The sequence below is a fragment of the Curtobacterium sp. MMLR14_006 genome, from assembly GCF_001864985.1.
GTDB lineage: Bacteria > Actinomycetota > Actinomycetes > Actinomycetales > Microbacteriaceae > Curtobacterium.
The window spans coordinates 275,450-299,094 of record NZ_MJGU01000022.1 but is presented as its reverse complement, the minus strand read 5'-3'; the positions used below and the strand labels follow the sequence as shown (position 1 = coordinate 299,094).

Here is a 23,645-nt window from a genome sequence, read left to right as displayed (position 1 = left end):
GCTCCAGCGGTCTGCTGCAACCGGGGTCAGGGGCTACGTGGTGTCCCCGACGATACGCCCGCCGGCCGGTGCGCACACCGGGACCGACGACGAGTGCGTTGCGCGGCGACCACGGCGACCGCGGCGACCGCGGCGACGGCAGCGACCACGGCGACCGCGGCGACGCTCAGGCCGGGATGACCAGCCGGCGCTCCACCACGGCCCGTGCCACGTCGGCGAGGCGCTCCTGGTGCGACCGGGCGTACTGCCGGAGCATCCTGAACGCCGTCTCCATGTCGACCTGGTGCGTGTACGCCACGAACCCCTTCGCCTGCTCGATGACGACCCGGCTGTCGAGCGCGCGCTGCAGCTGGTCCTGCGCGACCTTCGCGTGCTCGACCGTCCGCTGCTGCAGGATGCTGATCGTCGCGACGTCCGTCAGGGCCTGCGCGGCGAGGGCGTCGTCGGCGTTGAGCCGCCCCTCGGCCTCGCGGAACAGGTTGAGCGACCCGAGCGTCGTGTCGCGCAGCCGCATCGGGATCGCGTGGACGGACGCGTACCCGGACTCGGCGGAGGCCGCCGCGAACGTCGGCCACCGGCGGCGCATCTCGGCCTGGTCCTCGACGGAGACGAGGCGACCGGTCGAGAAGCACTCCACGCAGGGGCCCTCGCCGGAGTCGAGCTGCAGCAGGCCGACGAAGCCCGACCGCTCGTTGGTCGACGCCAGCACCTCGAGCTCCTGGTGCTGGTTGACGAGCAGGATGCCCGCCGCCGACGCGTCGAACAGGTCCACGACGTTGTCGACCAGGGTCTGCAGCAGGTCGACGACGTCGTAGTCGTCGACGAGGGTGTCGGTGAGCGCGACGAACGTGTCGACGAGACGGTGCTCGCGGGTCGGTGCCATGGTGCGTGCTCCTCAGTTCTCGGAACCGTACGGCCGGGTGAGGTCGATGCGGCGGGCGATGACGTCGTTCGAGACGTCGCGGACGGTTCGTTCGGTGGCGAAGGCGTGCGCCTGCAGGACGAGCAGGGCGTCGGAGACGTCCACGCCGAGCTGTGCGGCGACCATGCCGGTGGCCTGGTGCACCTCGCGACGGGAGTACCGGCCGGTGTGCATGTCGGCGCGTCCGTCGGCCGCGGCGGCGAGCAGGGCCTGGCGGAGCACGCGGCGCGCGGCGACCTCGGTGAGCTGGACCGCGCCGCGGACCTGGCCGGCGGTGAGCTCCCGACCGTGCTCGACCGACAGGTCGACGGCACCGACGGGGATCGTCCCGACGTGCATCGGGAAGGAGAACACCGCGCCGACGCCGGCGCGCAGGAGCTCCTCGAGCGCCAGCGGCCAGCCCGCGTTGTCCGAGGCGGCCAGGTCGGGTTCGAGCACCGGGCTGCGGCTGACGAGCGCCTGCCAGCAGGGCCCCTCGCCGAGGTCGAGCTGGATCTCGTCGACGCGCTCGGCGAGGCGGCTGCTCGCGCACACGGTGAGCGAGCCGATCGGGTCGCCGAGCGTGGAGATCCCGACCGCGCTCACCGGCAACGTCGTCAGGAACGGCGGGCACATGTCGCTGCCGTCCGGCGCGGTCTGCAGCGCGGACGCGGCGATGGTGAAGTCACCCATCCGACGCCCTCGTTCCTGGTCCACGACCGCTGCACCCTCGGACGGTGACCGATCGTCCACCGCGTGTTGTCACGCTAGCGCAGTCGGCGACCGCGGCCGCTGCGGCGGTCACATCGCACGCGGTCGCGCCGGCTCGGGCACGAAGTGGATCCGCTCGGCCGCGCGCGTGACCTCGCGGGCGCGCGCCGTCCGGTCGTCGAACGCCAGGCGCGCGGCGTCGCGCACCTCTTCCTGGTCGGCGAGCACCGTCCGGCTCACGGTGTCGACGATGGTCGCCACCACCGTCGCGAGTCCGCGTTCCAGCTGCCCGAGGCTCGTGTTGCCGATGACGAGTCGACGGTCCTGCACGTCGAGCGTGACCTCCGGGTACCCGGCCGCGACGAGGCGGGCGTGCCCGAGCTCGCCGCGCAGCGCGGTGGTCTCGGCGGTGTCGGGTCGCCGGTTGAAGACGGCGGGCACGTCGTAGGTGGCCGCCGCCGAGGGCGACCCGAGTTCCGTCGGCAGGCCCGAGGCCACGACGCTGGTGAGGGCGAGCGGCGTCGAGGCCGCCTCGGATCGGTTCGTCATGATGACTCCCTTGGCGGCTCCGCAGGGGGACGCCGGGAAGACCCCGGCTCCGTCCTGCTGACACCGTGACGCCAGTGTGGGACCCGACGATGTGCGCGCACCCAGCCACGGCCCGTGGGCCGCGTCGGGTCGGACGGGAGGCCCGTGGCGGCGCTGCACCGCGCCTCCCGTCCGACGCCGGGTCGCGTCCACCACCGGACGCACCCGGAACAGCGATGGTCGGGTGCGCGAACGCGACCCGACCATCCCTGCTCACGGACCGCGCGTGACGCGCGTGTCCGCTCGTCTTCAGCGCGCGGCTGCGACCTCCTGGTCGCGCTCGGCGGCCTCGGCCTCGGTCCGGCGCTTCGCCCGGCCGCGCATCACGATCGACGCGCCGTACACCAGCACGATCGCGGCGAGCAGTCCGACGATCACGGCGACCTGTCCACCGGCACCGGCGAGGTGCCCGAAGACCAGGCCCACGACGCCGAAGTCGGCGTCCGAGAAGGTCGAGTTCGCCAGGCCCACGTCGCCGAGCACCGGCAGGAGCAGCAGCGGCAGGAACGTGATGGCGAGCCCGTTCGTGAACGCGCCGAGCACCGCGCCGCGTCGACCGCCCGCGCCGTTGCCGATGACACCGGAGGCCGCGCCGGTCATGAAGTGCGCGACGACGCCCGGGATGATGATCGCCGTGCCGCTCACGGCCATGACCACCATGCCGACGATGCCGCCGGCGAAGCTCGACAGGAAGCCGATGAGCACGGCGTTCGGGGCGAACGTGAACACGATCGGCACGTCGAGCGCCGGCTTGGCGTTCTTGACGAGCCGCTCGCTGATGCCCTTGAAGGCCGGCACGATCTCGGCCAGGACGACGCGGACGCCGGCCAGGATGATGAAGACACCGGCGGAGAACGTGGCGGCCTGCATCACCGCGAAGATGATGAAGTTCTGGCCGTCGCTCAGCTCGGACTCGATGTACCCGGCACCGGCGAACAGTGCGACGACGACGTAGATGACGCCCATCGACAGCGCCACGATGACGGTGGTGTCGCGCAGGAAGCCGAGGCCGGACGGGAACGCGATGTCCTCGGTCGACTTCGACGGCTTCTTCTTGCTGCGGGTCAGGGTCGCGACGACACCGCTCAGGGCGATGCCGGCGCCGCCGGTGTGCCCGAGTGCGACGTCGTCGGTGCCCGTGACCTTGCGCATGAAGGGCTGCACGACGGCGGGGGAGACCGTCATGACGATGCCCTGGGCGATCGAGCCCCACAGGATGACCTGCCACGTGCTGAAGCCGGCGACGCCGAAGATCACCGCGACCATCGCCGCCATGTAGAAGGCGACGTGGCCGGACAGGTAGATGTACTTGAACTGCGTCGTCGCGGCGAGCACGACGTTGACGATCATGCCGAAGAAGAAGATGAGCGCGGCGGCGGAGCCGTACTCGAGCAGCACCTGGCCGACGATCGCCTCGTTGTTCGGCACGACGCCCTGCACGTTGAACGCGTGCTGGAACATGTCGCCGAACGGCGAGAGCGAGGCGCTGACCACCCCGGCGCCGGCCGCGAGCACGAGGAAGCCGACCAGGGTGCGGACGGTGCCCTTGAAGACGTCGCTGCCGCTCTTCCGCTGGATCGCGAGCCCGATCAGCGAGATGAGCGCGACGATGATCGACGGCTGCCGGAAGAGGTCGAGCAGGATCGAGACGAACCCGTTCATCGTCAGGCCCCCGCGGGGACGTCGACACCGTGGCGGGTGAGGGCCGCGGCGGTCTTCGTCTTGATCTCGGAGAAGTCGATGAGGCTGTCGAGCACGACCACGTCACCGAGGTCCTGGGCGGCCTCGGCGATGTCCTTGCCGACGAAGACGACGTCGGCCGAGGTGGACGAGGCCGAACCGAGGTCGGTGTGGTCGACGTCGACCCCGCTGACCCCGAGCTCCTTGAGCGCCTTGTCGATGTTCATGTGGGTCATGAAGCTGGAGCCGAGGCCGGTGCTGCAGACGGCGAGGATCTTCATGCGTTCTGTCCGATCTGTGAGAGGACCGACGTGACGTCGGCGGGGGTGGTGGCGTCGAGGAGCCCGGCGCGGGCGTCCTCGTCGGTGAGCAGGACGGCGAGTTCCTGCATCGTCTGGATGTGTTCGCTCGAGTCGCTCGCGGCGAGGCACAGGAACAGGTCGATCGGGTGCGCCGGGTCGTCGGCCAGCAGCACGGCGGGCCGCACGCGCAGGTAGGACAGCGCGGGTCGGACCACGCCGGCCTCGGGGCGGGCGTGGGCGAGGGCGACGCCGGACCCGAGGTCGATGTACGTGCCGCCGGGTGCCGCGACCGCGGTCTTCATCGCCTCGACGTAGTCGGGGGTGATCGACCCGTCGTCGACGAGGGGCGCGGACACGAGGTCGACCGCCTGCTGCCAGGAGTCGACGTCCGCGGCGAAGCGGATCCGGTCGGGGGTGAGACGTTCTCTGAGCATGGTGTTCCTGTTCCGTCAGCTGTGCAGTCCGAAGAAGATCTCGGAGTTCTGCGGCGTGAAGTCCGAGACGCCGTACGCGACGGCCTGGTCGTCCTGGTCGAAGACCGTCGAGGCGACCCGCAGGAGCTTCTCGCCGTGGTCGACCATGAGGGCGTCGGACGTGGGGCCGTCCGCGGCGCTGACCGAGACGAGCAGGTCGTTCCGGACGAGGGTCACGCCGTAGGCCTCGCGCAGGAAGCCGTACAGCGACCCGTCGGTGAAGTCGGTCGTCGCCGCCAGGGGGAAGCGCTCGACCGGCAGGTAGGTGGTGACCCGGTGGTGCAGGGTGCCGTTGACGAACCGGAGCCGGACGAGCTCGACGACGCGGTCGGCGGAGGACACGTCGAGGCGCGCGCCGACCGTCTCGCCGGCGACGACGACGTCGTGCCGGAGCACCTGGCTCGAGACGGCGAAGCCCTCTTCCGTCTGCTGCACGTAGAAGCCCTTCACCTCGTCGGCGAAGCGCTCCCGGTAGTGGGTGCGGAACTGCGGCTCGGTGACGAAGGTGCCGCGGCCCTGTTCGCGCACGAGGTGCCCGTCCGCGATGAGCCCGTCGACCGCGTGCCGCAGGGTGATCCGGCTGACGCCGTACTCCTCGCACAGCACCGGTTCGGGTGCGAGCCGGGTGCCCGGCGCGAGCTTGACGATGCGCGAGAGCAGGTGCTCGCGGACGGCCACGTACTTGCTCGTCCCGCTGATCGTGCGCACGGATTCCTCCACGTCGTTGTGTGGCTCGCAGGGCGGGCCGAGGGCTGGACCGTCAATTCGTCATGACGACTTGACGTCTGAGACGGTACCCCGCTCGAACCGGGATCGCAAAACGACGCCGATTGGTCTTGATTCGTCATGACGTCATGATCCATGTCCTACCGTCGAGAGCGTCCCACCACGCCCCGATGAAGGAGTACGCATGACCACGGACGTCGGCCGGAACGCCATCGACACCGCCCGGATGCTCGCGATCGACGCCGTCGAGGCGGCCGGGTCGGGCCACCCCGGCACCGCGGCGGCACTCGCCCCCGTCGCCCACCTGCTGTTCCAGGAGCACATCCGGCACGACCCCGCGTCGCCGGAGTGGCCGGGGCGCGACCGCTTCGTGCTCTCCTGCGGGCACGCGAGCATCCTGCTCTACACGCAGCTGTTCCTGACCGGCTACGGCCTGACCGTCGACGACCTGCGCGCGTTCCGCTCGGCGGGCTCACGGACGCCGGGGCACCCCGAGTTCGGGCACACCCCCGGGGTCGAGACCACGACCGGCCCCCTCGGCCAGGGCCTCGCCACCGCGGTCGGCATGGCGATGGCGCTCAAGCGGGACCGGGCACGCCTGGACCCCGACTCCCCCGCCGGCACGTCGCCCTTCGACCAGCGCGTCTGGGTGCTCGCGTCCGACGGCGACCTGCAGGAGGGCATCTCCTACGAGGCCGGCGCCCTGGCCGGCCGGCACGGACTCGGCAACCTCACCGTCGTGTACGACGACAACGACATCCAGATCGAGGGCAGCACCACCCTGACCTCGTCCGAGGACACCGGCGCCCGCTTCGCCGCCCAGGGGTGGCGCGTCGACCACGTCGCCACCACCCCCGACGGCGACGTCGACCTGGCGACCCTGCACCGCGTGCTCTCCGGCGAGCGCGACGACCGGCCGCACCTCGTCGTGCTCGCCTCGCAGATCGCCTGGCCGGCACCGAACGCCACCGGCACCGCCGCGTCGCACGGCGCCCCGCTCGGCGCCGCCGAGACCGCCGCCACCCGCGCGGCGCTCGGCATCGACCGCGAACCGTTCGACGTGCCCGCCGAGGTCCTCGCACACACCCGCCGCGCGGTCGACCGGGGCGAGGCGCTCCGCGCCGCGTGGGACACCGCGTTCGCGGCCTGGACCGACGCGCACCCGCAGGCGGCGTCCGAGCACGCACGTGCCGCACGGGGCGAGCTGCCCGCCGGACTGACCACGGGCCTCCCGACCTTCGAACCCGGCACGCAGCTGGCGACCCGCGACGCCTCCGGCCGGGTGATCCAGGCGCTCGCCGAGCGGATGCCCGAGCTCTGGGGCGGCTCCGCCGACCTCGCCGAGCCGAACCGCACCGCCATCGTCGACGGCGGCTCGTTCCTGCCGTCGTCGCCGACCGGCCGGAACGTGCACTGGGGCGTGCGCGAGCACGCCATGGCCGCCGCGATGAACGGCATCACCCTCGCCGGCGGGTCACGCTTCTTCGCCGGCACCTTCCTGGTGTTCAGCGACTACCAGCGCCCCGCGACCCGCCTCGCCGCGCTCATGCAGCTCCCCGTCACGTACGTGTGGTCGCACGACTCGGTGGCGCTCGGCGCGGACGGTCCGACGCACCAGCCGATCGAGCACCTGGCGAGCCTCCGTGCGATGCCCGGCTTCGCCGTGGTCCGGCCGGCGGACGGCAACGAGACCGTCGCGGCGTGGGCGGCGGTCCTCGAACGGCGTGCACCCGCCGGGCTCGTCCTCGCCCGCCAGCCGCTGCCCGTCGCCGACACCCCGGTCGACGCGGTGCGGGAGGGCGTCGCCCGCGGTGCGTACGTCGTGCGCGACACCGACGGTGCGCCCGACGTCGTCGTGGTGGCGACCGGCAGCGAGGTCGCCCTCGCCCTGCAGGCCGCCGAGCAGGTGCCGGACCTGGCCGTCCGGGTCGTCTCGATGCCCTGCCGCGAGTGGTTCGAGGCCGGGGACGCCGACCACCGCGAGCGCGTCCTGCCCCGCTCCGTGCGCGCCCGGGTCGTCGTCGAGGCGGCGTCGCCCTTCGGCTGGGAGGGCATCGCCGGCCCCGACGGCGTCGTGGTCGGCATCGACGAGTTCGGCGTCTCCGCGCCGGCAGCAGACGCACTCGCGGCACGCGGCATGACCGTGGAGCGCGTCGTCGAGGCGCTCCGCACCGTGGCCGCGCGCGTCTGACCCGTCGCCTCGAGTCGTGTCGCCGCTCGAGTCGTGGCGCCTCACGAGTCGTGTCGCCGCTCGAGTGAGCAGAAGACGTCGGGTGCGAGGTCGACACCCGACGTCTTCTGCTCACCGGGTGCTCGTCGCGTCACCCGTTCTCGGGCTGTCAACGGGTCGGCCCCCCGGGCACGATCGATCCGGGAGGCCGCGATGCGCAGCACGACGACGAGGGTGTCCGCGTGGCACCTGGCGTGGAGCGCGCCGGCGGGACTCGCCGTCGGCGCGGTCGCGTTCGTCACGGCGTTCTTCGCGTGGTGCGGGACCGAGCGGTGCGCCGCCACGGACCCCGCTCGGTACGCGGTCGAGACGACGGTCGCGTTCGTCGTCACCGGCGTCGGGGCGCTGCTCGGCGGTGTCGTCGTCCGGCTCGCGCCGTGGACCCGTCAGCGGGGACCGCGAGCCGCGGTGACCGCCGTCGTCGTCGCGCTACCGCTCGTCGCCGCCGTCGCGTACGTCGCCCGGTTCGGCGGTTGACCGGTCGACCGCGCCGGACGGGGGTCCGGGCACCGGCTCGTCGCGCACCGCCGCCACCGCCTCGATCTCGACGAGCTGGTCGTCGTACCCGAGCACGGTGACGCCGAACAACGTGCTCGGCACGTCGTGGGCCCCGAACGCGTCACGCACGACCTCCCACGCCGCGACCAGGTCGTCCTGCCGCGACGACGCCACGAGCACGCGCGTGCTGACGACGTCCTCGAGCGTCGCCCCCGCGGCGTGCAGCGCCTGGGTCAGCGTCTCGACGCACTTCGCCGCCTGACCGCGGTGGTCGCCGACCGCGGCCGTCGTCCCGTCGGGTTCGAGCGGGCACGCCCCGGCGAGGAACACGAAGCGGGCGTCGGCCGGCACGGTCGCGGCGTACGCGTACTCGGCGATGTCGCTCAGGGTCCCGGAACGGATGAGTCGGACGGCACTGGCCATGCCGTCATCCTGCCAGCAGCCAGTCGTCGAACCGGGGACCGACCACCTCGGTCCCGGTCGCGGGCAGCAGGGCGCCGTCCCGGAAGGCCCGGCCCGTCCGACCCGGGATCCACAGCGGGACCGGGCGCACCCCCGGGTCGGGCAGGGCGGTCGTCATCGACCAGAGCGTCGTCCGCTCCGGGCCGGCCACCTCGACGACCGGTCCGCCGCGGTCGCCGACCACGACGTCCGCGACCACCGCGGCGACGGCGTCGAGGGCGACCGGCGCGATCGTCATGCCCGGCACCAGCGCGACGGGGCCGACCCGCAGGCGCTCGAGGTTCTGCCGGGCGAACTCGAACCACTGCGTCGACCGCACGACGGTCAGCCGCGCGCCCGATGCCCGCGCGGCGGCCTCCTGAGCGGTCTTGCCGGCGAAGTAGCCGTAGCCCTGCACCTCCGGCCGCGTGCAGCCCAGGATCGAGAGCAGGACGTGCCGGGCGCCGGTCCGGGCCGTGGCGGCGGCGACCGCCCCGGTCGACCCGGTGAAGAACGCCGTGGCCCGTCGGCGACTCGTCGTGAACCGTCCGGTCGCCTCGACCACCACGTCGGCGTCCGCCAACGCCGCGTTCGCGTCGTCGCGGAGCACGTCGAACCCCGTCGACCGCGACCGCTGCACCACGGAGCACCCGCGTTGCCGGACCGCCCGCACGATCGCGTCCCCGGAGATCCCGCCACCCACCACTGCCACCCGCATGTCCCCCACCGTTCCTCTACGTTTGTAGAGGACACTACGCTGACAGCGGCGGGAAGGCGAGCATGGGACGACGCGAGGACCTGGCGGACGCGGGCGTCCGGCTCACCGCACGGGGCGGTGCCCGGGCGCTCACCCACCGTGCCGTCGACGCCGAGGCAGGTCTGCCGCCGGGGTCGACCACCTACTACGCGCGGACGCGGCGCGAGCTGACCGCCCTCGTGGTCGACCGCATCACGGCGCAGCTCGCCGACGACCTGTCGGGGCTCCGGCTGCCCGAACACCTCGACGACGCGGCGGTGGTCGGGGTCGCGATCGGGTTCCTCGACGGGTTGGCCACGCGTCGGGACGCCCAGGCCGCACGCTTCGCCCTGCTGCTCGAACTCCGCGACGACCCGGACCTGCGCGCACCGCTGACCGGAGCGGCACCGGTCCGCGTCGGCCTCGTCGACACCGCCCGTGTGCTGCTCGAGGCGGTCGGGGCCGAGGACCCGGAGGGCACGGCCGTCGACCTCGTCGGGGTCGTCGACGCGCTCCTGCTCTACCGCGTGGCCGAGGCGGGCCCGCTCGACCCGGCGGCCGTGCTGACCGCGTACCTGGCGGGGGTGCCGCGGCGGGTTCCGCGGTCCACCGAGTGAGCAGGGGACGACGGGTCGTCAGACGGGGCTGAGCGGCACGCGCTCCCCGGTCGGCAGCTCGACGCGGACGGTGTCGCCCGCCCGGATCGTCCCGCCCGTGACGACGACGGCCATCACACCGCCCTTGCGCTCGACGGTCCCGTCGTCGGCGCGACCGAGGACCGCGCGCAGCAGACCCGGCTCGAAGCCGTTGATCTGCTGGCAGGGGTTCCGGAGCCCGGTGACGCGGACGCAGGCCTCGTCACCCAGGTGCAGCAGGGTGTCGGTCGGCAGCGCGAGCAGGTCGACCCCGCGGGTCGTGACGTTCTCGCCCATCTGGCCCGGCGCGACTGCGAACCCGGCGTCGGCGACCTCGTCGAAGAGCTCGGCGTGCAGCAGGTGCACCTGCCGCAGGTTCGGCTGCGACGGGTCGCGGGCCACACGGGACCGGTGCTGCACCGTCGTGCCGGCGTGGGCGTCACCCTCGACGCCCCACCCCTCGACCAGGGTGATCGCGTCGACGACGGGCTTGCTGAAGTGGTGGCCGCCGTCGGTGCTGACGGCGACGACGACGGGGTCGGTGCTCACGGTTCGAGTCTGGCGCGGTGTCCGGCTCGGCGCCAGTGGTGGTCGCCGGCTCGGTGTCGTAGTGTTTGAGCACACCTGTACTCAAACACTCGGGGGGAACCAGTGACACTCGTCGCCATCATCGTCTGCGAGGTCGCGTTCTGGGTCGCGATCGTCGGGGGTCTCGTCGCGCGCTACCTGCTGCGCCGACCACGCCTCGGTGCCGCCCTGCTCGTCGCCGCGCCCGCCGTCGACGTCGTCCTGCTCGCCCTGGTCACGCTCGACCTGCTCCGCGGTGCGACGGCGAGCTGGCACCACGGGCTCGCCGCCGTGTACATCGGGATGTCGGTCGCCTACGGGCACCGGATGATCGCGTGGGCGGACGTCCGCTTCGAGCACCGCTTCGCCGGCGGTCCGGCTCCGCTCCGCCTGTCGGGTCGGCGGCACACCGCACACTGCTGGGGCGACGTCCTGCGCACCGGCCTCGCCGTCCTCATCGCCGGGGGCATCATCGGCGGACTCGTCGCGGTGGTCGGCGACCCGGAGCGCACCGCCGAGTTCCAGGGCACCCTCGGGCTGCTCGCCGTGGTCCTCGGCATCGAGGTCCTCTGGGCGGTCAGCTACACGATTTGGCCGCGCAAGCCGGCCGCGTCGTCGACCGACCCCGCCGTAGGCTGACCGGGTGCCACGCCGTGTCGACCTCGAGGAACGGGGCGCCGTGGTCACCGCGGCCTGTCTCCGCATCCTCGAGCGCGACGGGTTGGCATCGCTGTCCGTCCGGAACGTCGCCGACGAGGCAGGACTCGCCGCCGCGTCGCTGCGCCGGCTCTTCCCCACCCAGCACGCACTCCGCGAGCACTGCCTGACGATCATCGAGGCCCGCGTCACCGCGCGGCTCGCGGCGCTGCGGTCGACCGGGCGGGAGCTCGCGGTGGAGACGCTCGCCCAGGTCCTGCCGCTCGACGCCGAGCGCACGACCGAGATCCTCGCGCAGGTGCAGCTCGGCGTCCTGTCGCGCACCGACGAGCACCTGGCACGCAGCGCGCGGCGACTGAACGCCGGGGTCGGCCTGGTCTGCGCACGTGCGCTCGACGCCCTGGCGGAGGCCGGCGCCCTCGACCCCGCACGCGACCGGGCGGACGAGACGGACCGGCTGCACGCGGTGGTCGACGGCCTCGCGGTCGAGCACACCTGGGACCCGACGGCGCGGTCGGCCGAGCGCGTCCTGGCGCTGGTCGGACTGCACCTCGACGGTCTGCGCGGCCCGCGCGGCTGACGGCCCCGGTCGGGCGCGACGCTCGCCGCGCGCGGACCCGCACGCGGCGGACCGCTTGCGTACTCCCGCCATTCGACGTCGACGCCCCCGCCATTCGGCGCCGTCCGACCCCGCCGGTCCCGCCCCCGTGGATACGCTCGCGACCGCACCGCTCCCGACCCCAGGAGGCACTCGTCGTGGCACCCATCCGGTTCAGCACCGCTCGCGACGCCGAGGAGTGGGACGCGCTCGTCGCCCTGAGCCCGGGCGCCACCGGTTTCCACGACTGGTCCTGGCTGCAGCTGCAGGCCGACGTCTTCGGGTGGCGGTTCGAACCCCTCGTCGTCTCCGACGGGGACGAGCCGGTCGGGGTCTTCCCGGTGCTCCTGCGGTCCGGGTGGACGCGTCGACCGGCGGAGCCGCCCTTCCCGTTCGTCGGACCGCTCGTGCCCCCCGCGCTCCTGACGAGCACCCTCCGGGCGTTCCGGCGCTGGCAGGTCGGTCACGCCGTCCCGGTGGCGCGGTTCGACCTCGGGCCGGCGGTCGTCGCGGCCGCGGGCGTCGACCTGGCCCGCGCCGGGGTCGAGCAGACGGCTGACCGGACGTACGTCGTCGACCTCGTCGGCGCGTCGCCCGAGCAGATCGTCGCCTCGATGAAGAAGGGCGCCCGGTACTCGCTCCGCGCCGCGGGTCGCAACGCCGTCGAGGTCCGTCCCGCGCTCCCGGGCGAGCTCACCGCGTTGCTGCCGCAGGTCCTTGGCGAGTCGTACCGCAGCCGTGGCGTGCCCTCGCCCTACCCGGAGGAGATCGGCGCACGGGTCGAACGCTGGGCGGCCGGCCGCGACGACGTCCTCGTCACCACGGCGGTCGTCGCCGGGGAGCCGGCCGGCGTGATCGTGGCACTGGCGAGCCACCCGGTCGTGACCGGGTGGGCCGGCGGCACCCTCCGTGCACACCGCGCGGCGAACCCGAGCACCGCGCTCTTCCACGACCTGCTCGTGTGGTCGCTGCGGCGGGGGCACACGGCCGTCGACCTCGTCGGGCACGTCGACGACGGGATCGCCCGGTTCAAGACGTCCCTCGGCGCGACCGAGCGGCCGTTCGTGAACGTGGTCTCGTCGCCCCTGCCGCGGGTGGTCCGGACCGCGGCGGCGTCGGTGCGCGTGGGCGGCGCCGGGTAGCGGCACGCCGCACCGGATCGGCGACGCCACCCGCACCCGCTCGCGGGCGTGCCCGTCGGCTCACCGCCCGCTCGGCGGCGTCGCCCCCGCCGACGGGCCGACCGCGAGCAGTGCCGGGTCACCGATCCGCCGGAGCGGCGACGCGACGACCCAGACGACCGTCAGGAGCGTGCCGGCGCAGCCGATCGCGATGCCGGTCCGCGTGCCGAGGGCCTCGCCGACGACGCCGCCGACCGCCGCACCCACCGCGACGACGCCGTACGACAACCAGCGCATCGTCGCGTTGACGCGGCCGAGCAGCTCGTCCGGTGTGCGGAGCTGCCGCAGGGTCAGGGCGACGACGCTCGACAGCGACGTGCCGGCGCCGTTGACCGCGAACACCGCGACGAGCACCCCGAGGACGACCGGTGCCGTCCAGGACACGTCGACGAGTGGCAGGACCGCCAGGGCGAGGCACTCGGCCGCCGCGCAGGCGACCATCACCGGACCGGCCCCGAAGCGGCGCACGCTCGACGGGGCGGCGGCCGCTCCGAGGACGGCTCCCACCGCGCCGAGTCCCAGGACGATCCCGAGGGTGCCGGCCGTCAGCCCGAGCGTCCGGACGGCGTGGACGGTGAAGAGCACCATCACCCACTGCGCGAAGAGGTTGTAGATCCCGGCGAACCCGAGCAGCCCGACCAGGTACGGGTCCCGGCGGACGAACAGGAGCCCGTCGCCGAGGTCCCGCAGGGCGCTCCGCCCCGAGCGTTCCGGCCGGCGCTCCGGCGTCGCGATCCCGACGAGCGACACCGCGGACACGACGTACGTCACCGCGTGGGCGAGCAGCGCCCAGGGCGCGGACAACACCTGGACGAGGAGACCCGCCAGGCCCGGGCCGCCGACCTCTGCCGCCGAGGCCGTCGCCTGCAGGCGTCCGTTCGCCCGCTCCAGGTGCGCACGGTGCACGACCGTCGGCAGGAAGGACTGGTAGGCCACCTCGAACGCCACCGTGCCGGCCCCGAGCAGACCGACCGCGAGGACGAGGGTCGGCAGCGTGAGCCGACCGGAGAACGCGAGGACGACGACCGCGACGGTCAGGACGGCGCGTGCGACGTCGGCGGTGACGAGGACCGGCCGCCGTCGGCACCGGTCCACCAGCACGCCGAGCGGCAGCGCGAGCACGAGGAACGGCACCCACCGGGCGGCGCCGAGGAACCCGACCTCGGCAGCCGACGCGTGCAGCACGATCACCGCCAGCAGCGGTACCGCGAGCTCGCTGACCTGTGCCCCCACCGAGGACGCCCCCTGGGCGACCCAGAAGCGCGCGAAGTCGGGGCCGAGCCCGGGGCGGCGTGCACTAATGCTCTCGTCGTCGATCACGCGTTAGACAGTGGCAGGCGGAGGACTAATGGCGCAAGAGCTGATCGCGCATTAGTGTTGGAGGATGGTCACGGCAGACACGGCGGCGCCGTTCCCCCGGGTCGGCGGGCACCCCGCGTTCGACCTCGTCGACACGGTCCACTGGCGCCTCGACGAGCGGCGTGCCACCGACACGCTGGCGTCGTTCGACGACGTCGTCGCCTGGTGCGCGCAGTTCGGTGTCCTCGCCGACGAGCCGGACGCCCTGCGGTCGCTGGCCCGACGGGATCCCTCGGGTGCCGCGGAGGAGCACGCCGCCGTCCTCGCCCTCCGCGAGGCGGTCCACGACGCGGTGTTCGCGGCGTCCCCGTCCGCCGTCGGGCTGATCGCGCGGGAACACGTCGCCGCCCTCGGGCGCGCTTCGCTCGTCCGGGGTCCGGACGAGCGGTCCTGGTCGTGGCGTGTCCCGACCGACCTGACGGGTCCCCGCGCGGCGGTCGCGATGCTCGCGCAGGACCTGGTGACCTCCGACCTCAGCGCGGCACGGCAGTGCGGCGACGACGCCTGCGGCTGGGTCTACCTGGACACGTCGCCGCGGCACAACCGCGTCTGGTGCACCGCGGCCGGGTGCGGCAACCGCAACCGGGTGGCGCGGCACCAGGCCCGGAAGCGGGCCTGACCGGGCGGGACGCCGCCGACTAGGCGGACAGGAAGCGCAGGACGGCGAGCACCCGTCGGTGGTCGGACGGCGTCGCCTCGAGCCCGAGCTTCGCGAAGACCGCCGTCACGTGCTTCTCGACGGTGCCACCGGACAGGAAGAGCGCCTCGGCGATCGCCGCGTTCGAGCGCCCCTCCGCCATGAGCCGCAGGACGTCGGTCTCGCGGGCGGTCAGCTGGTCGAGCCGGTCCCGGAGCGGACGGGGTGCCTGCACGAGCGCGGCCGCCACCTCGGGGTCGAGCACGACGTGTCCGGCGGCCACCTGCTGCAGCGAGTCGATGAACGTCGTGACCTCGGCCACCCGGTCCTTGAGCAGGTAGCCCACCCCGACGGTCGCCACGTCGAGCAGCGCACGCGCCCACCCGACCTCGGCGTACTGCGAGAACAGCAGCACGCCGACCTCCGGGCGGGCGGCCTTCAGCCGGACGGCCGCCCGGACGCCCTCGTCGGTGTGCGTCGGCGGCATGCGGATGTCCATCACCGCGACGTCGACCTGCTCGGACGCGATCGCGGGCAGCACGGCCTCACCGGTCCCGACGGCGGCGACGACGTCGTGGCCCCGGCCCTGCAGCAGCGCCGCCAGGCCCTCGCGGACGATCGTGTTGTCGTCGGCGATGACGATCCTCACGACGGTCCACCGGACGGCATCGTCATGGTCACCGTGGTGGGGCCGCCCGCCGGGCTGTCGAGGACGAGCCCGCCGTCGACGGCACGGAGGCGCTCGAGCAGGCCGCCCAGCCCGGTGCCGTGGCCGTCCGCACGGGGCATCGAGACGTGCGCCCCGCCGGAGCCGTCGTCGCGGACCGTGACGACGAGGTCCGGCCCGTCCGTCGCGACGTCGACCGAGGCGCCGGTGGCCTGCGCGTGCTTCGACACGTTCGTCAGGAGTTCCAGGACCCCGAAGTACGCCACCCCCTCGATCACCGGCGCCGGACGGACCGGCAGGTCGACCCGGAGCGTGACCGGGAACGGCGTGCGCGAGCAGGCGGAGGCGAGCGCCGCCTCCAGGCCCGCGTCGAGGACCGGGGGGTGGATGCCGCGAGCCAGCGCGCGCAACTCGACCAGTGCCTCCTTCGTCGACGCGTGCGCCTGCGCGACCAGCACGCCGACGTCGTCGCCCGCGCCGCTCTCCAGGCGGTCGCGTGCGTCGCCGAGGGTCATGGCCAGGCCGACCAGACGCGCCTGCGTGCCGTCGTGCAGCTCGCGCTCGATCCGTCGCAGCGTGATGTCGGCGTCCACGACGGCGGCGTCGCGCGACGCCGTGACCTCGGCGAGCCGACGTCGACGCGACCCCGCTCCGAGCATCGACCGGATCACCAGACGCTGCACCGAGCCGAGACCGTGGTTCACGGCGGGCCAGACCGCGAGGAGCACGACGACACCGAGACCGGCGAAGGCCACCTGCAGCGGGACGGTGTCGACGAAGACGCCGAGGAACTGCGCGCCCCGGTGCGGACGACCGTCGGCACCGATCTGCTCCGGCAGGAACCCGCCCCAGACGGCGTGGGTGACGGCACCGAGCGCCGTCACGAGCACGGCGACCGACACGGCGAAGGTGGTCGTCGTGACGACGAAGCCGACGACCAGGTAGGCGACCGCCCGCCAGGTCGATCCGTCCGTCAGGCGGGTCGTCGCCCAGGCGAGCGGTCCGCCCCGACGCGGACGCAGCGTGGGCGCGGCGACCCGCTGGCCGAGCAGGGCGGCGGACATCCGCCGGGTGACGGCCGCGAACCAGGCCGAGCCGCCGACCAGGAAAGCGGTCACGACGATGCCGACCCAGGTCAGCGCCGACGGCAGCCCCAGACCGACGGTGAGCGCGAACCACACCAGCCCGCCGATCGCGATCGGCAGGTGGGCCGCGTGGAAGGCGAACTGCCGCCACGTCGCGGCCGCGAAGAACCCGGAGGCGAAGCGGAACCGGGGAGGAGTGGGTGCCGGGTGGGCAACGGGCGTGTGGGACATGCGACCTCTTCGTGACGTCCAGGGGCTTGCGGGGCCTGATCAGCTTCGCGACGGCAGCGCACCGGTGACACCCGGCCAGCCCCCGACCCGGTACCGGAGAACCCGGGTACCGTCCGCCGCGGTGCGCGGACCGTCAGTCGGCGCGGGCCGGTGGCCAGACGACGGAGAAGTACTCGAAGACGATGTCCTCGTGCTCCGACCACACCGCGCCGCGCGCCCGGCAGGTCCGCTCCCAGTAGCGACGGTGCTCGCGCTGCCAGCTCGGCAGCGACCGGTCGTCCTCGCCCTCGGCGTGGGCGAAGGCGGCGTCCGCGCTGTCGAACGGTCCGATGCGCAGGGCGGTGCTCCGGATGACGATGCGCGGTGCGCCGGTGCTGTCGCAGGCGATCCAGTGCGAGCCGATGCGCGGCAGCGGGTCCCCGCGGTGGGCGAACTCGGCGACGAGCTCGGCGGTGGCGCGCTTGCCGCCGTCCAGGACGATCTGCAGCAGCTCGTCGGCGAGCCGCGCCGTGTCGCCGAAGTGCTCCACCGTGTGCTCGTCGTCCACCTGGCCGAGCGGTCGCGAGCTGACGTACTCCGCCCACATCGCCGCCGCCGCGGTCCGGTCGGGGGCCCGCACGGGGGTCACGTCGAGAGCGTCGTCCACGGGGCCATGCTGTCAGACCGCGCGCCGGTCCCGCGGCGCCGGGCGTGCCGGGCCGGCCCCGACGTCACCAGGTCGGGTCGCGTCCGTCGACGCACCGGTCCGTCGGACGGGAGGCGCGGTGCGGGTCGGCAGCGCGCCTGCCGCCCGGCGGGTGGTGCGGCGGAGACGGCGTCAGCGCCGCGTCCGAGCCAGCAACGCGACGGCGACGAGCCCCGCGATGACCGCAGCGATCCAGACCATGTCGACCACCGTTCCCCTCCGTGTCGCGCCCAGTCTGCCAGCTGGACCGGCGCGGCGGGCCGGCGTCGCAGGACGCGTCCACGCCACGTGTGCTGCACCCGGTCCATCCAGGTGACGACGACCGCGTGCGGTGTCCTGAGCGCCGCGATGAGGGCGAGGTACACGCCGAGGTCGGCGCGCCGCAGCACGACCGCGAGCACGACGAGCATCGCGACGGCGATCGCGGTGATCGGCCACGCCTGTCGCATGAACCGCAGGAACGGCGCGGCCAGCCGGCCGTGGTGCAGGTCGACCGCCGAGGGGCGGTCCGTCAGCTCCCTGTCGGTCAGTGGCGGTGAAGGTGCTCACCGGCAGCGCTGGCGGAGTGCTGCGTGTGGTGGACCGTGGCGGTGTTCGGGATGGTGCCGTCCGAGAGCTTCTCGGACGAGATCCAGAGCGCCTCGGGCAGGGTGTCGGCCCCGGCGCGGACGTCCTCGGCGGAGCGGAGCTCGGCGATCTTGTGGATCATCGAGCCGAAGCCGACCTTCGCGACGATGTCCGCGGCCGACAGGATGACCTGCATCCAGGTGATGACGGCGCCGCCGTGGCCCCAGCCCTGCAGGCCGAAGACGATCGGGTAGGCCAGCCACGTGACGATGAGCAGGATGCCGGCGTTGCGGAGCGTGGCAGCGGCGGCGGTGCCCTTGAGGTCCCGCCTGCCCTTGACGACGACGTAGACCACGAGCACGTACAGGACGACCATGAAGATGCCGGAGATGATGCCCCAGAGCCACAGGGCACCGGTGTTCGTGCCCGAGTCGATGACGACACCGCCGATGAAGCCGGTGCTGATCATCAGGAACGCGGCGGCGATGCCGGCGGCGCGCAGGCGGCGGGCCGCGGCGCCGACGAGGGTCGCGACGGCGAGGAGCTCGATGACGAGCAGCGGGACGGTGACGGTCCAGTCGAAGTACCGGGGGGCCCACGACAGGATCGCGTTCGCGTTCGGGACCCACGAGTCGCCCTTGCGCTCGTAACCGAGTGCGAACTCGACGACCAGCAGCACGTAGGACAGGAAGGCGATGCCGGTGATGCACATGCCGGCGTAGACGCCGGACCGGAACCGGCCGGTGATCTCGTTCGCCGACACCCACGACTTCACGAAGAACGCGAAGAGGGCGAGGCCGGCGACGGAGAGTGCGTAGACGATGATCGAGTGCTCGGCGAGCGACAGGGTCGCGTTCCACGGAGCGAGTGCATCGGGCATGTGGGGGTCCTTCGAGGTGTGGGCGGGCGGCGATCGAGCTGTCCGCCGAGGAGAACGTGCTCCCGCCCGGATCGACCGATCTCCAGGTACGGCTGCGAACGGGGTACGAGCGCGGCCGTAGCCTGACAGCACCGAGCGAACGCCCGCGCTCGACGAGTCGTCTCACCCCCAGGGGTGAAACAGGGAGGATCCACCGTGCCGGAACGCATCCGCGTCGCGCTCGTCAACGACTACGAGCTCGTCCTCCGCGGTCTCGCCGACATGCTCGCGCCGTTCTCCGACCGGCTCGAGATCGTGCAGCTCGACGCCCGCGAGCGGGTCTCGGTGGACGTCGGCGTCGCGCTCTACGACACGTTCGCGCAGCCGGAGCCGGACGACGAGGACGTGTCCCGACTCGTGGCGAACCCGAGGATCCGCGCGGTCGCCGTGTTCACCTGGAAGATGGACGAATCCCTGATCAGCGCGGCAACGCGACGCGGGGCGACCGGGTACTTCGCAAAGAGCATCTCGGGCGCGGAGCTCGCCGACGGCCTGCTGCGCGTGGCCGCCGGCGAGTCGGTGATCGGGTCGCCGAGGCGACGCGTGCCGAGCGGCCCCGGCGTCGACTGGCCCGGTCGGGAGCACGGCATCTCGGACCGGCAGTCCGAGATCCTCGCCCTCATCACGCAGGGCAAGCGCAACGCCGAGATCGCCGAACTGGTCCACCTCAGCCCGAACACGGTGAAGACCCACATCCGCACGCTCTACAGCAAGATCGGCGCCGTGAACCGGGTCGACGCGGTCCTGTGGGGATCCGAACACGGCTTCCGGCCGGACCACCGCAGCATCGACCGCTGAGCGGCCGGAAAGCGCGCAGACCGACCACCGGGCAGCGGACGTCAGGTCGGATCGGCACCCAGGGTGAGCGCCCGCTCGAACGCCGCACGCGTGTCGTCCACCAGGCGTTCGGGGCGGCCCGACGAGGCCCGGGCGGTGGCGGAGCAGGCCAGGGCGATCTGCCCGGCGAAGCGCGCCGTCGGCTCGTCCCAGCCGCCGTCCACCAGGAGGGCGCTCAACCGCTCGGCGACGAGCTGTGCCTTCGCGGCGCTGCGTCCCCGGAGCTCGGTGCTCGCCGCGACGAGCCGTTCGTGCCGGGCGAAGTCCTCGGGGTCCTCGGTGACGTGCGCGCAGAGACGCAGCACCAGGGGCTGCAGCGCTGCGACCGCGCTCCGCGCCGACCGGTCACCGGGGTCCACTTCGCCCAGGTGCTCCGCGGTGAGGGCCTCGAGCAGCGACTGCTCGCGGGCGAACACGACCTCCTGCTTGTCGCCGAAGTGGCGGAAGAACGTGGTCCGCCCGACCTCGGCCCGCTCGGCGATGTCGGACACCGAGACGTCCGCGAAGCCGCGCTCGGCGAACAGCTCGCCAGCGGCACGCACGATGCGGTCCCGGGCGGCACGCTGCTTGCGCTCGATGAGCGGGGGCGTCTGAGGCACGTGCACAGGGTACCGCCCACACGAAGCGCAAGGGTATTGCGTTCCGTCTGGTACTGAGTACCATAACCCGTGACGGTCACCGGGGCCGTCGGGACGGAAGGACGAACGACATGGCCGTGCACACGGACGACGACAGGCTCATGGACACCAACGACCACGTGGCGATCGGCGAGGTCCTGGCCCTGGTGGGCCACGTCTTCGACGACGGCAGGCTCGACGAGATCGGGTCCGTCTTCACCGCGGACGTCGTGTACGACATGAGCGCACTCGGCATGCCCGTCATCACCGGGATCGACGGCGCGCGGGCCGCGGCCGGGGCGATGGCCGAGCACGGCCCGGTCGCGCACCTCGTCACGAACGTGGTCGTCGCCGGCCGGAGCGGCGACGAGGCGACCGTCGACTCGAAGGGGCTCATGCTCATGCCCGACGGATCGGTGACCGCCGTCGTGAACCACGACGTCGTGCGCCGCGAGCCCGCCGGCTGGCGGATCGCCGAGCGGCGGATCGTCCCGGCCCGAGCCGCCCGCGGCGAGGACGCCGCCTGAGCCACGGAGCGGTCGACGGGACCACGGACGGGTGGTCGCGGTCGCGACCCGGTCGTCGCTCAGGGACGGTCGTCCACCGGGGTGACACGCAGGGCGACGGACGCGACCACCGTGCCGGCCGGGATGCTGCCCAGCCGTTCCGTCTGCAGGCTGCGCTCGCCCAGGTAGGCGCCGCTCGACCGGTCGACGATGATCTCGTCGCGTTCCGCGCCGTTCCGCGACGGCAGCCCGATCGCGGTGCCCGTCCGCCCGTCGAGGGACGCCTGCTCCTCGGTGACGACGATGCCCGGCAGCGTCGCGAGCGCCTCGAACATCGTCGCGCGGAGGTCCGCCGGCACCAACCCGGTGCGCAGGAGCTGCCGGACGGTGTCGAAGACGTGCTCGGCGTCGGTTGTGTCCACCGGGCGAGTCGACGCCTCGATGCGCCGGACGAGCGCACCCGGGTCGCGGGGCAGGTCCCCGATGTCGGCCGGCGTGATCCAGCCCGGCTGCTCGCCGCCGAGCTCGCCGACCGTGAAGTCGCCGCCCGCGCCGCGCTCCCACACCGGACCGCTGCTGCCGCCGTCGGCAGCGCGTTCCTGCTCGGCCGCCTCGCGCGCCGACTCGCCGCCGAAGAAGGTCGTCGGCTCCCCCGTCACGGTCTTCCGCACCCAGGTCCCGGACACGTCCGCCGGCACCCACGTGGTCGTCGTCGTCGGGACGAGGTAGCCCTCGTCGTAGTGCTCACCGTCCGAGGTGGTGTACGCCATCGCCACCTCCTTCTCGACGACGCGGGTGAACGCGCCGGTCGGGGTCCGGTCGGCGGCCGCGGCCCGGGCGGCCTCGTGCAGGGTGGCGGCCGCCGCCGGCTCCGGTGCGGACCAGTGGGTCAGGCCGACGCCGGACGCGACCAGTCCGCCGGCCACCACGACCGCGGCACCCGCGAGCAGGACCGGTCGTCGCAGGAGCGCACGGGGGGTGCGGGGGCGGGTGGCCGCGGCGGGGGCCTCGGTCGCCGTCGCGGCCGCGTCGAACCGCAGGCGTGCCCGCTCGAGCGACGCGTCGACCACCTCGGGCGGCAGGTCGTGGTCGCGGCGCAGCAGCCGGAGTGCGCTGAGGTCGTCGTCAGACATGGAGGGGTCCGTTCAGGAAGTCGGTGGTGCCGGGCACGGCGCGCAGGGCCGTCCGGGCGCGGTTGAGTCGGGAGCGGACCGTGCCGACGGGCACGCCGGTCGCCTCCGCGATCTGGTCGTAGGTGAGCTCGGCCCAGGCGTGGAGCAGCACGGTCTCCCGCACCGCCGGCCGCATCCGGTCGAGCTCGCGCACGACGGTCTGCACGGCGCGCTGTGCGTCGAGCAGGTCGCCGGTGGCGTCCTCGAGGCGCTCGGGCACGGCGACCCGGGACATCGCCCGGTCCGCCCGCCGCTGCGAGCGCCAGTGCCGGTGCAGCAGGTTCGACGCGATGCCGAACAGCCACGGCAGCGGCTCCTGCCGGTCCGGGTCGAACGACCCCCACCGGACGAGCGCCGTCACGAACGTCTCGCCGAGGATGTCCTCGGCGCTCTGCAGGTCGGTCCGACGCGCGAGGTAGAGCAGGATGCGTCGACCGTGCTCGTCGAACAGTCGACCGAGCTCCGCGGCTCCTGGTGGGGGGTTCTCGGTGGTCACAGTTGGTGTTGCCCGATCCTGGGGGAAGAGTTCCATCTTCGCCGCAGCCAGCACGGGATCAGGGTCGCCGTCGGCCGCCGGACGGTGGGTCCGCGTCGTCGGGGCGGCCGCGCCGGACTGCGTCGACGACCGCGGCGGCCCGAGCCCCGACGCAGACACCGAGGGCCGTCGCGCCGGTGGACCCGTCCTCGTGGTTCGACCAGGGCAGCCGGATCGCGCACTGCACCGCCGGACCGAGGACGAGCAACACGCTGGCTGGGTCGACGACCACGCCCGCCTTCCGCACCCCGCCAGGTCGGCCGGGGACGACGCAGTTGCTCCTGCACAGCGACGGTTCCGGTTCACGAGTTCCGGGTTCGGCCAACCGCGACCGTCAGCGAGCCGGAGAAGCCGGTCCCTGCAGTCCGATGCCCACACGGACGACGCTCCTGCCGACCCAGCGCGCACGACCGCTGACGCCGTGCCGGCAGCCCTGGCACACTGCGACGTGGAGGTGCGCTGATGGTGACCGAGCACGAGCTCGAACAGATGCGACGCGGGTTCGTCGGTACCGGCGTCGTCCTCGCGCCGCTCGTGGCGCTCGCAGCGCTGGTCGCCGTGCTCCTGGGCGAGTCGTGGGCGCTGTGGCCGCTCGCCGCCGTGCTGATCGCGGAGGCCGCCTTCGTCGTGGTCCTCGTCCGACGCAGACGCTCCCGCTGACCGCGTGGACACCGTGAGCGCGAAGGTCCTCGGCACCGGCGCGATCGTCCTCGGCCTCGTGTTCGTCGTGACGTCGGTCGTGCGGTTCTGGCGTCCGGACGTCGACGTGCTCCTCGTCGTGCTCAACGCCGCCCTCGGCGTCCTGTTGCTCGTCGTCGGGGTGTGGCTCTGGCGTCGTGCGCTCCGCGGCCGGCAGCGGAGGGACGACCGGTAGCCCGGCCGGGGACGACGCGGTCGCTCCTGT

The 23,645-nt window shown here is 73.5% G+C and carries 29 protein-coding genes and 1 pseudogene; 11 read left to right on the top strand and 19 right to left on the bottom strand.

What is annotated here, in order from left to right; genetic code table 11:
• Positions 1 to 166: 166 nt before the first annotated feature.
• The 7 genes from BIU94_RS10515 to BIU94_RS10485 all read right to left on the bottom strand — a co-directional run bounded on the left by BIU94_RS10515 (position 167) and on the right by BIU94_RS10485 (position 5,363).
• Positions 167 to 883: a GAF and ANTAR domain-containing protein gene (locus tag BIU94_RS10515; protein WP_071258992.1), complete on the bottom strand. Its 717-nt coding sequence runs from the start codon at positions 881 to 883 to the stop codon at positions 167 to 169.
• Positions 884 to 895: 12 nt separating this feature from the next.
• Complete coding sequence (locus BIU94_RS10510; RefSeq protein WP_071258988.1) at positions 896 to 1,594, bottom strand: GAF and ANTAR domain-containing protein; 699 nt, start codon at positions 1,592 to 1,594, stop codon at positions 896 to 898.
• Between the two features lie 108 nt (positions 1,595 to 1,702).
• Positions 1,703 to 2,161: a hypothetical protein gene (locus BIU94_RS10505; RefSeq protein WP_071258984.1), complete on the bottom strand. Its 459-nt coding sequence runs from the start codon at positions 2,159 to 2,161 to the stop codon at positions 1,703 to 1,705.
• Positions 2,162 to 2,449: 288 nt separating this feature from the next.
• On the bottom strand, positions 2,450 to 3,862 hold the full coding sequence (locus BIU94_RS10500) for a PTS ascorbate transporter subunit IIC (RefSeq protein ID WP_071258978.1): 1,413 nt from the start codon (positions 3,860 to 3,862) through the stop codon (positions 2,450 to 2,452).
• A 2-nt stretch (positions 3,863 to 3,864) separates the two neighbouring features.
• Positions 3,865 to 4,161 carry a PTS sugar transporter subunit IIB gene (locus BIU94_RS10495; RefSeq protein ID WP_071258974.1) on the bottom strand — a complete coding sequence of 99 codons (297 nt, stop codon included), beginning with the start codon at positions 4,159 to 4,161 and terminating at the stop codon, positions 3,865 to 3,867.
• Positions 4,158 to 4,616, bottom strand: coding sequence for a PTS sugar transporter subunit IIA (locus tag BIU94_RS10490; RefSeq protein ID WP_071258971.1), 459 nt, complete (start codon positions 4,614 to 4,616; stop codon positions 4,158 to 4,160). Before BIU94_RS10490 ends, BIU94_RS10495 begins: the two co-directional genes overlap by 4 nt.
• Positions 4,617 to 4,631: 15 nt before the next feature.
• A complete protein-coding gene (locus BIU94_RS10485; RefSeq protein WP_139196379.1) occupies positions 4,632 to 5,363 on the bottom strand; it encodes a GntR family transcriptional regulator in 732 nt (243 codons plus the stop codon).
• Positions 5,364 to 5,565: 202 nt separating this feature from the next.
• Here BIU94_RS10485 and tkt point away from each other — a divergent pair, with 202 nt between their 5' ends.
• Positions 5,566 to 7,572 carry a transketolase gene (gene tkt / locus BIU94_RS10480; RefSeq protein WP_071258968.1) on the top strand — a complete coding sequence of 669 codons (2,007 nt, stop codon included), beginning with the start codon at positions 5,566 to 5,568 and terminating at the stop codon, positions 7,570 to 7,572.
• A gap of 192 nt (positions 7,573 to 7,764) precedes the next feature.
• Positions 7,765 to 8,088, top strand: a complete 324-nt coding sequence (locus BIU94_RS10475; protein WP_071258965.1) for a hypothetical protein — start codon at positions 7,765 to 7,767, stop codon at positions 8,086 to 8,088.
• Positions 8,089 to 8,127: 39 nt separating this feature from the next.
• Here BIU94_RS10475 and BIU94_RS10470 read toward each other — a convergent pair.
• A pseudogene (locus BIU94_RS10470) lies at positions 8,128 to 8,532 on the bottom strand (RidA family protein); the annotation flags it as partial.
• 4 nt (positions 8,533 to 8,536) lie between these two features.
• Positions 8,537 to 9,268 carry an NADH(P)-binding protein gene (locus tag BIU94_RS10465; protein WP_071258962.1) on the bottom strand — a complete coding sequence of 244 codons (732 nt, stop codon included), beginning with the start codon at positions 9,266 to 9,268 and terminating at the stop codon, positions 8,537 to 8,539.
• Positions 9,269 to 9,330: 62 nt separating this feature from the next.
• On the opposite strand from BIU94_RS10465, the gene BIU94_RS10460 reads away from it, so the two are divergent.
• On the top strand, positions 9,331 to 9,903 hold the full coding sequence (locus BIU94_RS10460; protein WP_071258959.1) for a TetR/AcrR family transcriptional regulator: 573 nt from the start codon (positions 9,331 to 9,333) through the stop codon (positions 9,901 to 9,903).
• Positions 9,904 to 9,921: 18 nt separating this feature from the next.
• On the opposite strand, the gene BIU94_RS10455 is transcribed toward BIU94_RS10460, so the two are convergent.
• A complete protein-coding gene (locus BIU94_RS10455; RefSeq protein ID WP_071258953.1) occupies positions 9,922 to 10,470 on the bottom strand; it encodes an MOSC domain-containing protein in 549 nt (182 codons plus the stop codon).
• A gap of 102 nt (positions 10,471 to 10,572) precedes the next feature.
• Here BIU94_RS10455 and BIU94_RS10450 point away from each other — a divergent pair, with 102 nt between their 5' ends.
• The 3 genes from BIU94_RS10450 to BIU94_RS10440 all read left to right on the top strand — a co-directional run bounded on the left by BIU94_RS10450 (position 10,573) and on the right by BIU94_RS10440 (position 12,885).
• Positions 10,573 to 11,127 carry a hypothetical protein gene (locus BIU94_RS10450; RefSeq protein WP_071258945.1) on the top strand — a complete coding sequence of 185 codons (555 nt, stop codon included), beginning with the start codon at positions 10,573 to 10,575 and terminating at the stop codon, positions 11,125 to 11,127.
• Between the two features lie 4 nt (positions 11,128 to 11,131).
• A complete protein-coding gene (locus BIU94_RS10445) occupies positions 11,132 to 11,725 on the top strand; it encodes a TetR/AcrR family transcriptional regulator (protein WP_071258942.1) in 594 nt (197 codons plus the stop codon).
• A gap of 176 nt (positions 11,726 to 11,901) precedes the next feature.
• Positions 11,902 to 12,885, top strand: a complete 984-nt coding sequence (locus BIU94_RS10440) for a GNAT family N-acetyltransferase (RefSeq protein ID WP_071258932.1) — start codon at positions 11,902 to 11,904, stop codon at positions 12,883 to 12,885.
• A gap of 60 nt (positions 12,886 to 12,945) precedes the next feature.
• Here the strand turns inward: BIU94_RS10440 and BIU94_RS10435 are convergent, their stop codons facing one another.
• Complete coding sequence (locus tag BIU94_RS10435; protein WP_071258929.1) at positions 12,946 to 14,244, bottom strand: MFS transporter; 1,299 nt, start codon at positions 14,242 to 14,244, stop codon at positions 12,946 to 12,948.
• 64 nt (positions 14,245 to 14,308) lie between these two features.
• On the opposite strand from BIU94_RS10435, the gene BIU94_RS10430 reads away from it, so the two are divergent.
• Entirely contained in the window at positions 14,309 to 14,902 is a 594-nt protein-coding gene (locus BIU94_RS10430; protein WP_071258925.1) for a CGNR zinc finger domain-containing protein, read from the top strand.
• A 19-nt stretch (positions 14,903 to 14,921) separates the two neighbouring features.
• On the opposite strand, the gene BIU94_RS10425 is transcribed toward BIU94_RS10430, so the two are convergent.
• The 5 genes from BIU94_RS10425 to BIU94_RS10405 all read right to left on the bottom strand — a co-directional run bounded on the left by BIU94_RS10425 (position 14,922) and on the right by BIU94_RS10405 (position 19,035).
• Positions 14,922 to 15,569, bottom strand: coding sequence for a response regulator transcription factor (locus BIU94_RS10425; RefSeq protein WP_071258921.1), 648 nt, complete (start codon positions 15,567 to 15,569; stop codon positions 14,922 to 14,924).
• Positions 15,566 to 16,903 carry a sensor histidine kinase gene (locus tag BIU94_RS10420; RefSeq protein WP_071258915.1) on the bottom strand — a complete coding sequence of 446 codons (1,338 nt, stop codon included), beginning with the start codon at positions 16,901 to 16,903 and terminating at the stop codon, positions 15,566 to 15,568. Before BIU94_RS10420 ends, BIU94_RS10425 begins: the two co-directional genes overlap by 4 nt.
• A gap of 133 nt (positions 16,904 to 17,036) precedes the next feature.
• A complete protein-coding gene (locus BIU94_RS10415) occupies positions 17,037 to 17,489 on the bottom strand; it encodes an ASCH domain-containing protein (RefSeq protein ID WP_071260323.1) in 453 nt (150 codons plus the stop codon).
• 38 nt (positions 17,490 to 17,527) lie between these two features.
• Positions 17,528 to 18,076, bottom strand: coding sequence for a hypothetical protein (locus BIU94_RS18275; RefSeq protein WP_368086407.1), 549 nt, complete (start codon positions 18,074 to 18,076; stop codon positions 17,528 to 17,530).
• Between the two features lie 38 nt (positions 18,077 to 18,114).
• A complete protein-coding gene (locus BIU94_RS10405; protein ID WP_071258885.1) occupies positions 18,115 to 19,035 on the bottom strand; it encodes a bacteriorhodopsin in 921 nt (306 codons plus the stop codon).
• A 195-nt stretch (positions 19,036 to 19,230) separates the two neighbouring features.
• Here BIU94_RS10405 and BIU94_RS10400 point away from each other — a divergent pair, with 195 nt between their 5' ends.
• Positions 19,231 to 19,872: a response regulator transcription factor gene (locus BIU94_RS10400; protein WP_071258862.1), complete on the top strand. Its 642-nt coding sequence runs from the start codon at positions 19,231 to 19,233 to the stop codon at positions 19,870 to 19,872.
• Positions 19,873 to 19,913: 41 nt separating this feature from the next.
• Here the strand turns inward: BIU94_RS10400 and BIU94_RS10395 are convergent, their stop codons facing one another.
• A complete protein-coding gene (locus tag BIU94_RS10395; RefSeq protein WP_071260321.1) occupies positions 19,914 to 20,510 on the bottom strand; it encodes a TetR/AcrR family transcriptional regulator in 597 nt (198 codons plus the stop codon).
• Between the two features lie 110 nt (positions 20,511 to 20,620).
• Between BIU94_RS10395 and BIU94_RS10390 the strand changes: the two genes are divergently transcribed.
• Positions 20,621 to 21,055 (top strand): nuclear transport factor 2 family protein, encoded by a 435-nt coding sequence (locus tag BIU94_RS10390; RefSeq protein ID WP_083404740.1) that lies wholly within the window; start codon positions 20,621 to 20,623, stop codon positions 21,053 to 21,055.
• A gap of 59 nt (positions 21,056 to 21,114) precedes the next feature.
• Here BIU94_RS10390 and BIU94_RS10385 read toward each other — a convergent pair whose 3' ends face one another.
• The gene (locus tag BIU94_RS10385; RefSeq protein ID WP_071258859.1) at positions 21,115 to 22,167 is read right to left on the bottom strand and encodes a CU044_5270 family protein; all 1,053 of its coding nucleotides are present in this window, start codon (positions 22,165 to 22,167) and stop codon (positions 21,115 to 21,117) included.
• On the bottom strand, positions 22,160 to 22,702 hold the full coding sequence (locus BIU94_RS10380; protein WP_071258856.1) for an RNA polymerase sigma factor: 543 nt from the start codon (positions 22,700 to 22,702) through the stop codon (positions 22,160 to 22,162). Before BIU94_RS10380 ends, BIU94_RS10385 begins: the two co-directional genes overlap by 8 nt.
• Before the next feature lie 501 nt (positions 22,703 to 23,203).
• Here BIU94_RS10380 and BIU94_RS10370 point away from each other — a divergent pair.
• Together BIU94_RS10370 and BIU94_RS10365 are read left to right on the top strand one after the other, a co-directional pair.
• Positions 23,204 to 23,401, top strand: coding sequence for a hypothetical protein (locus tag BIU94_RS10370; protein ID WP_071258835.1), 198 nt, complete (start codon positions 23,204 to 23,206; stop codon positions 23,399 to 23,401).
• 4 nt (positions 23,402 to 23,405) lie between these two features.
• Positions 23,406 to 23,615 carry a hypothetical protein gene (locus tag BIU94_RS10365; RefSeq protein ID WP_071258832.1) on the top strand — a complete coding sequence of 70 codons (210 nt, stop codon included), beginning with the start codon at positions 23,406 to 23,408 and terminating at the stop codon, positions 23,613 to 23,615.
• The last annotated feature ends 30 nt before the right edge of the window (positions 23,616 to 23,645 follow it).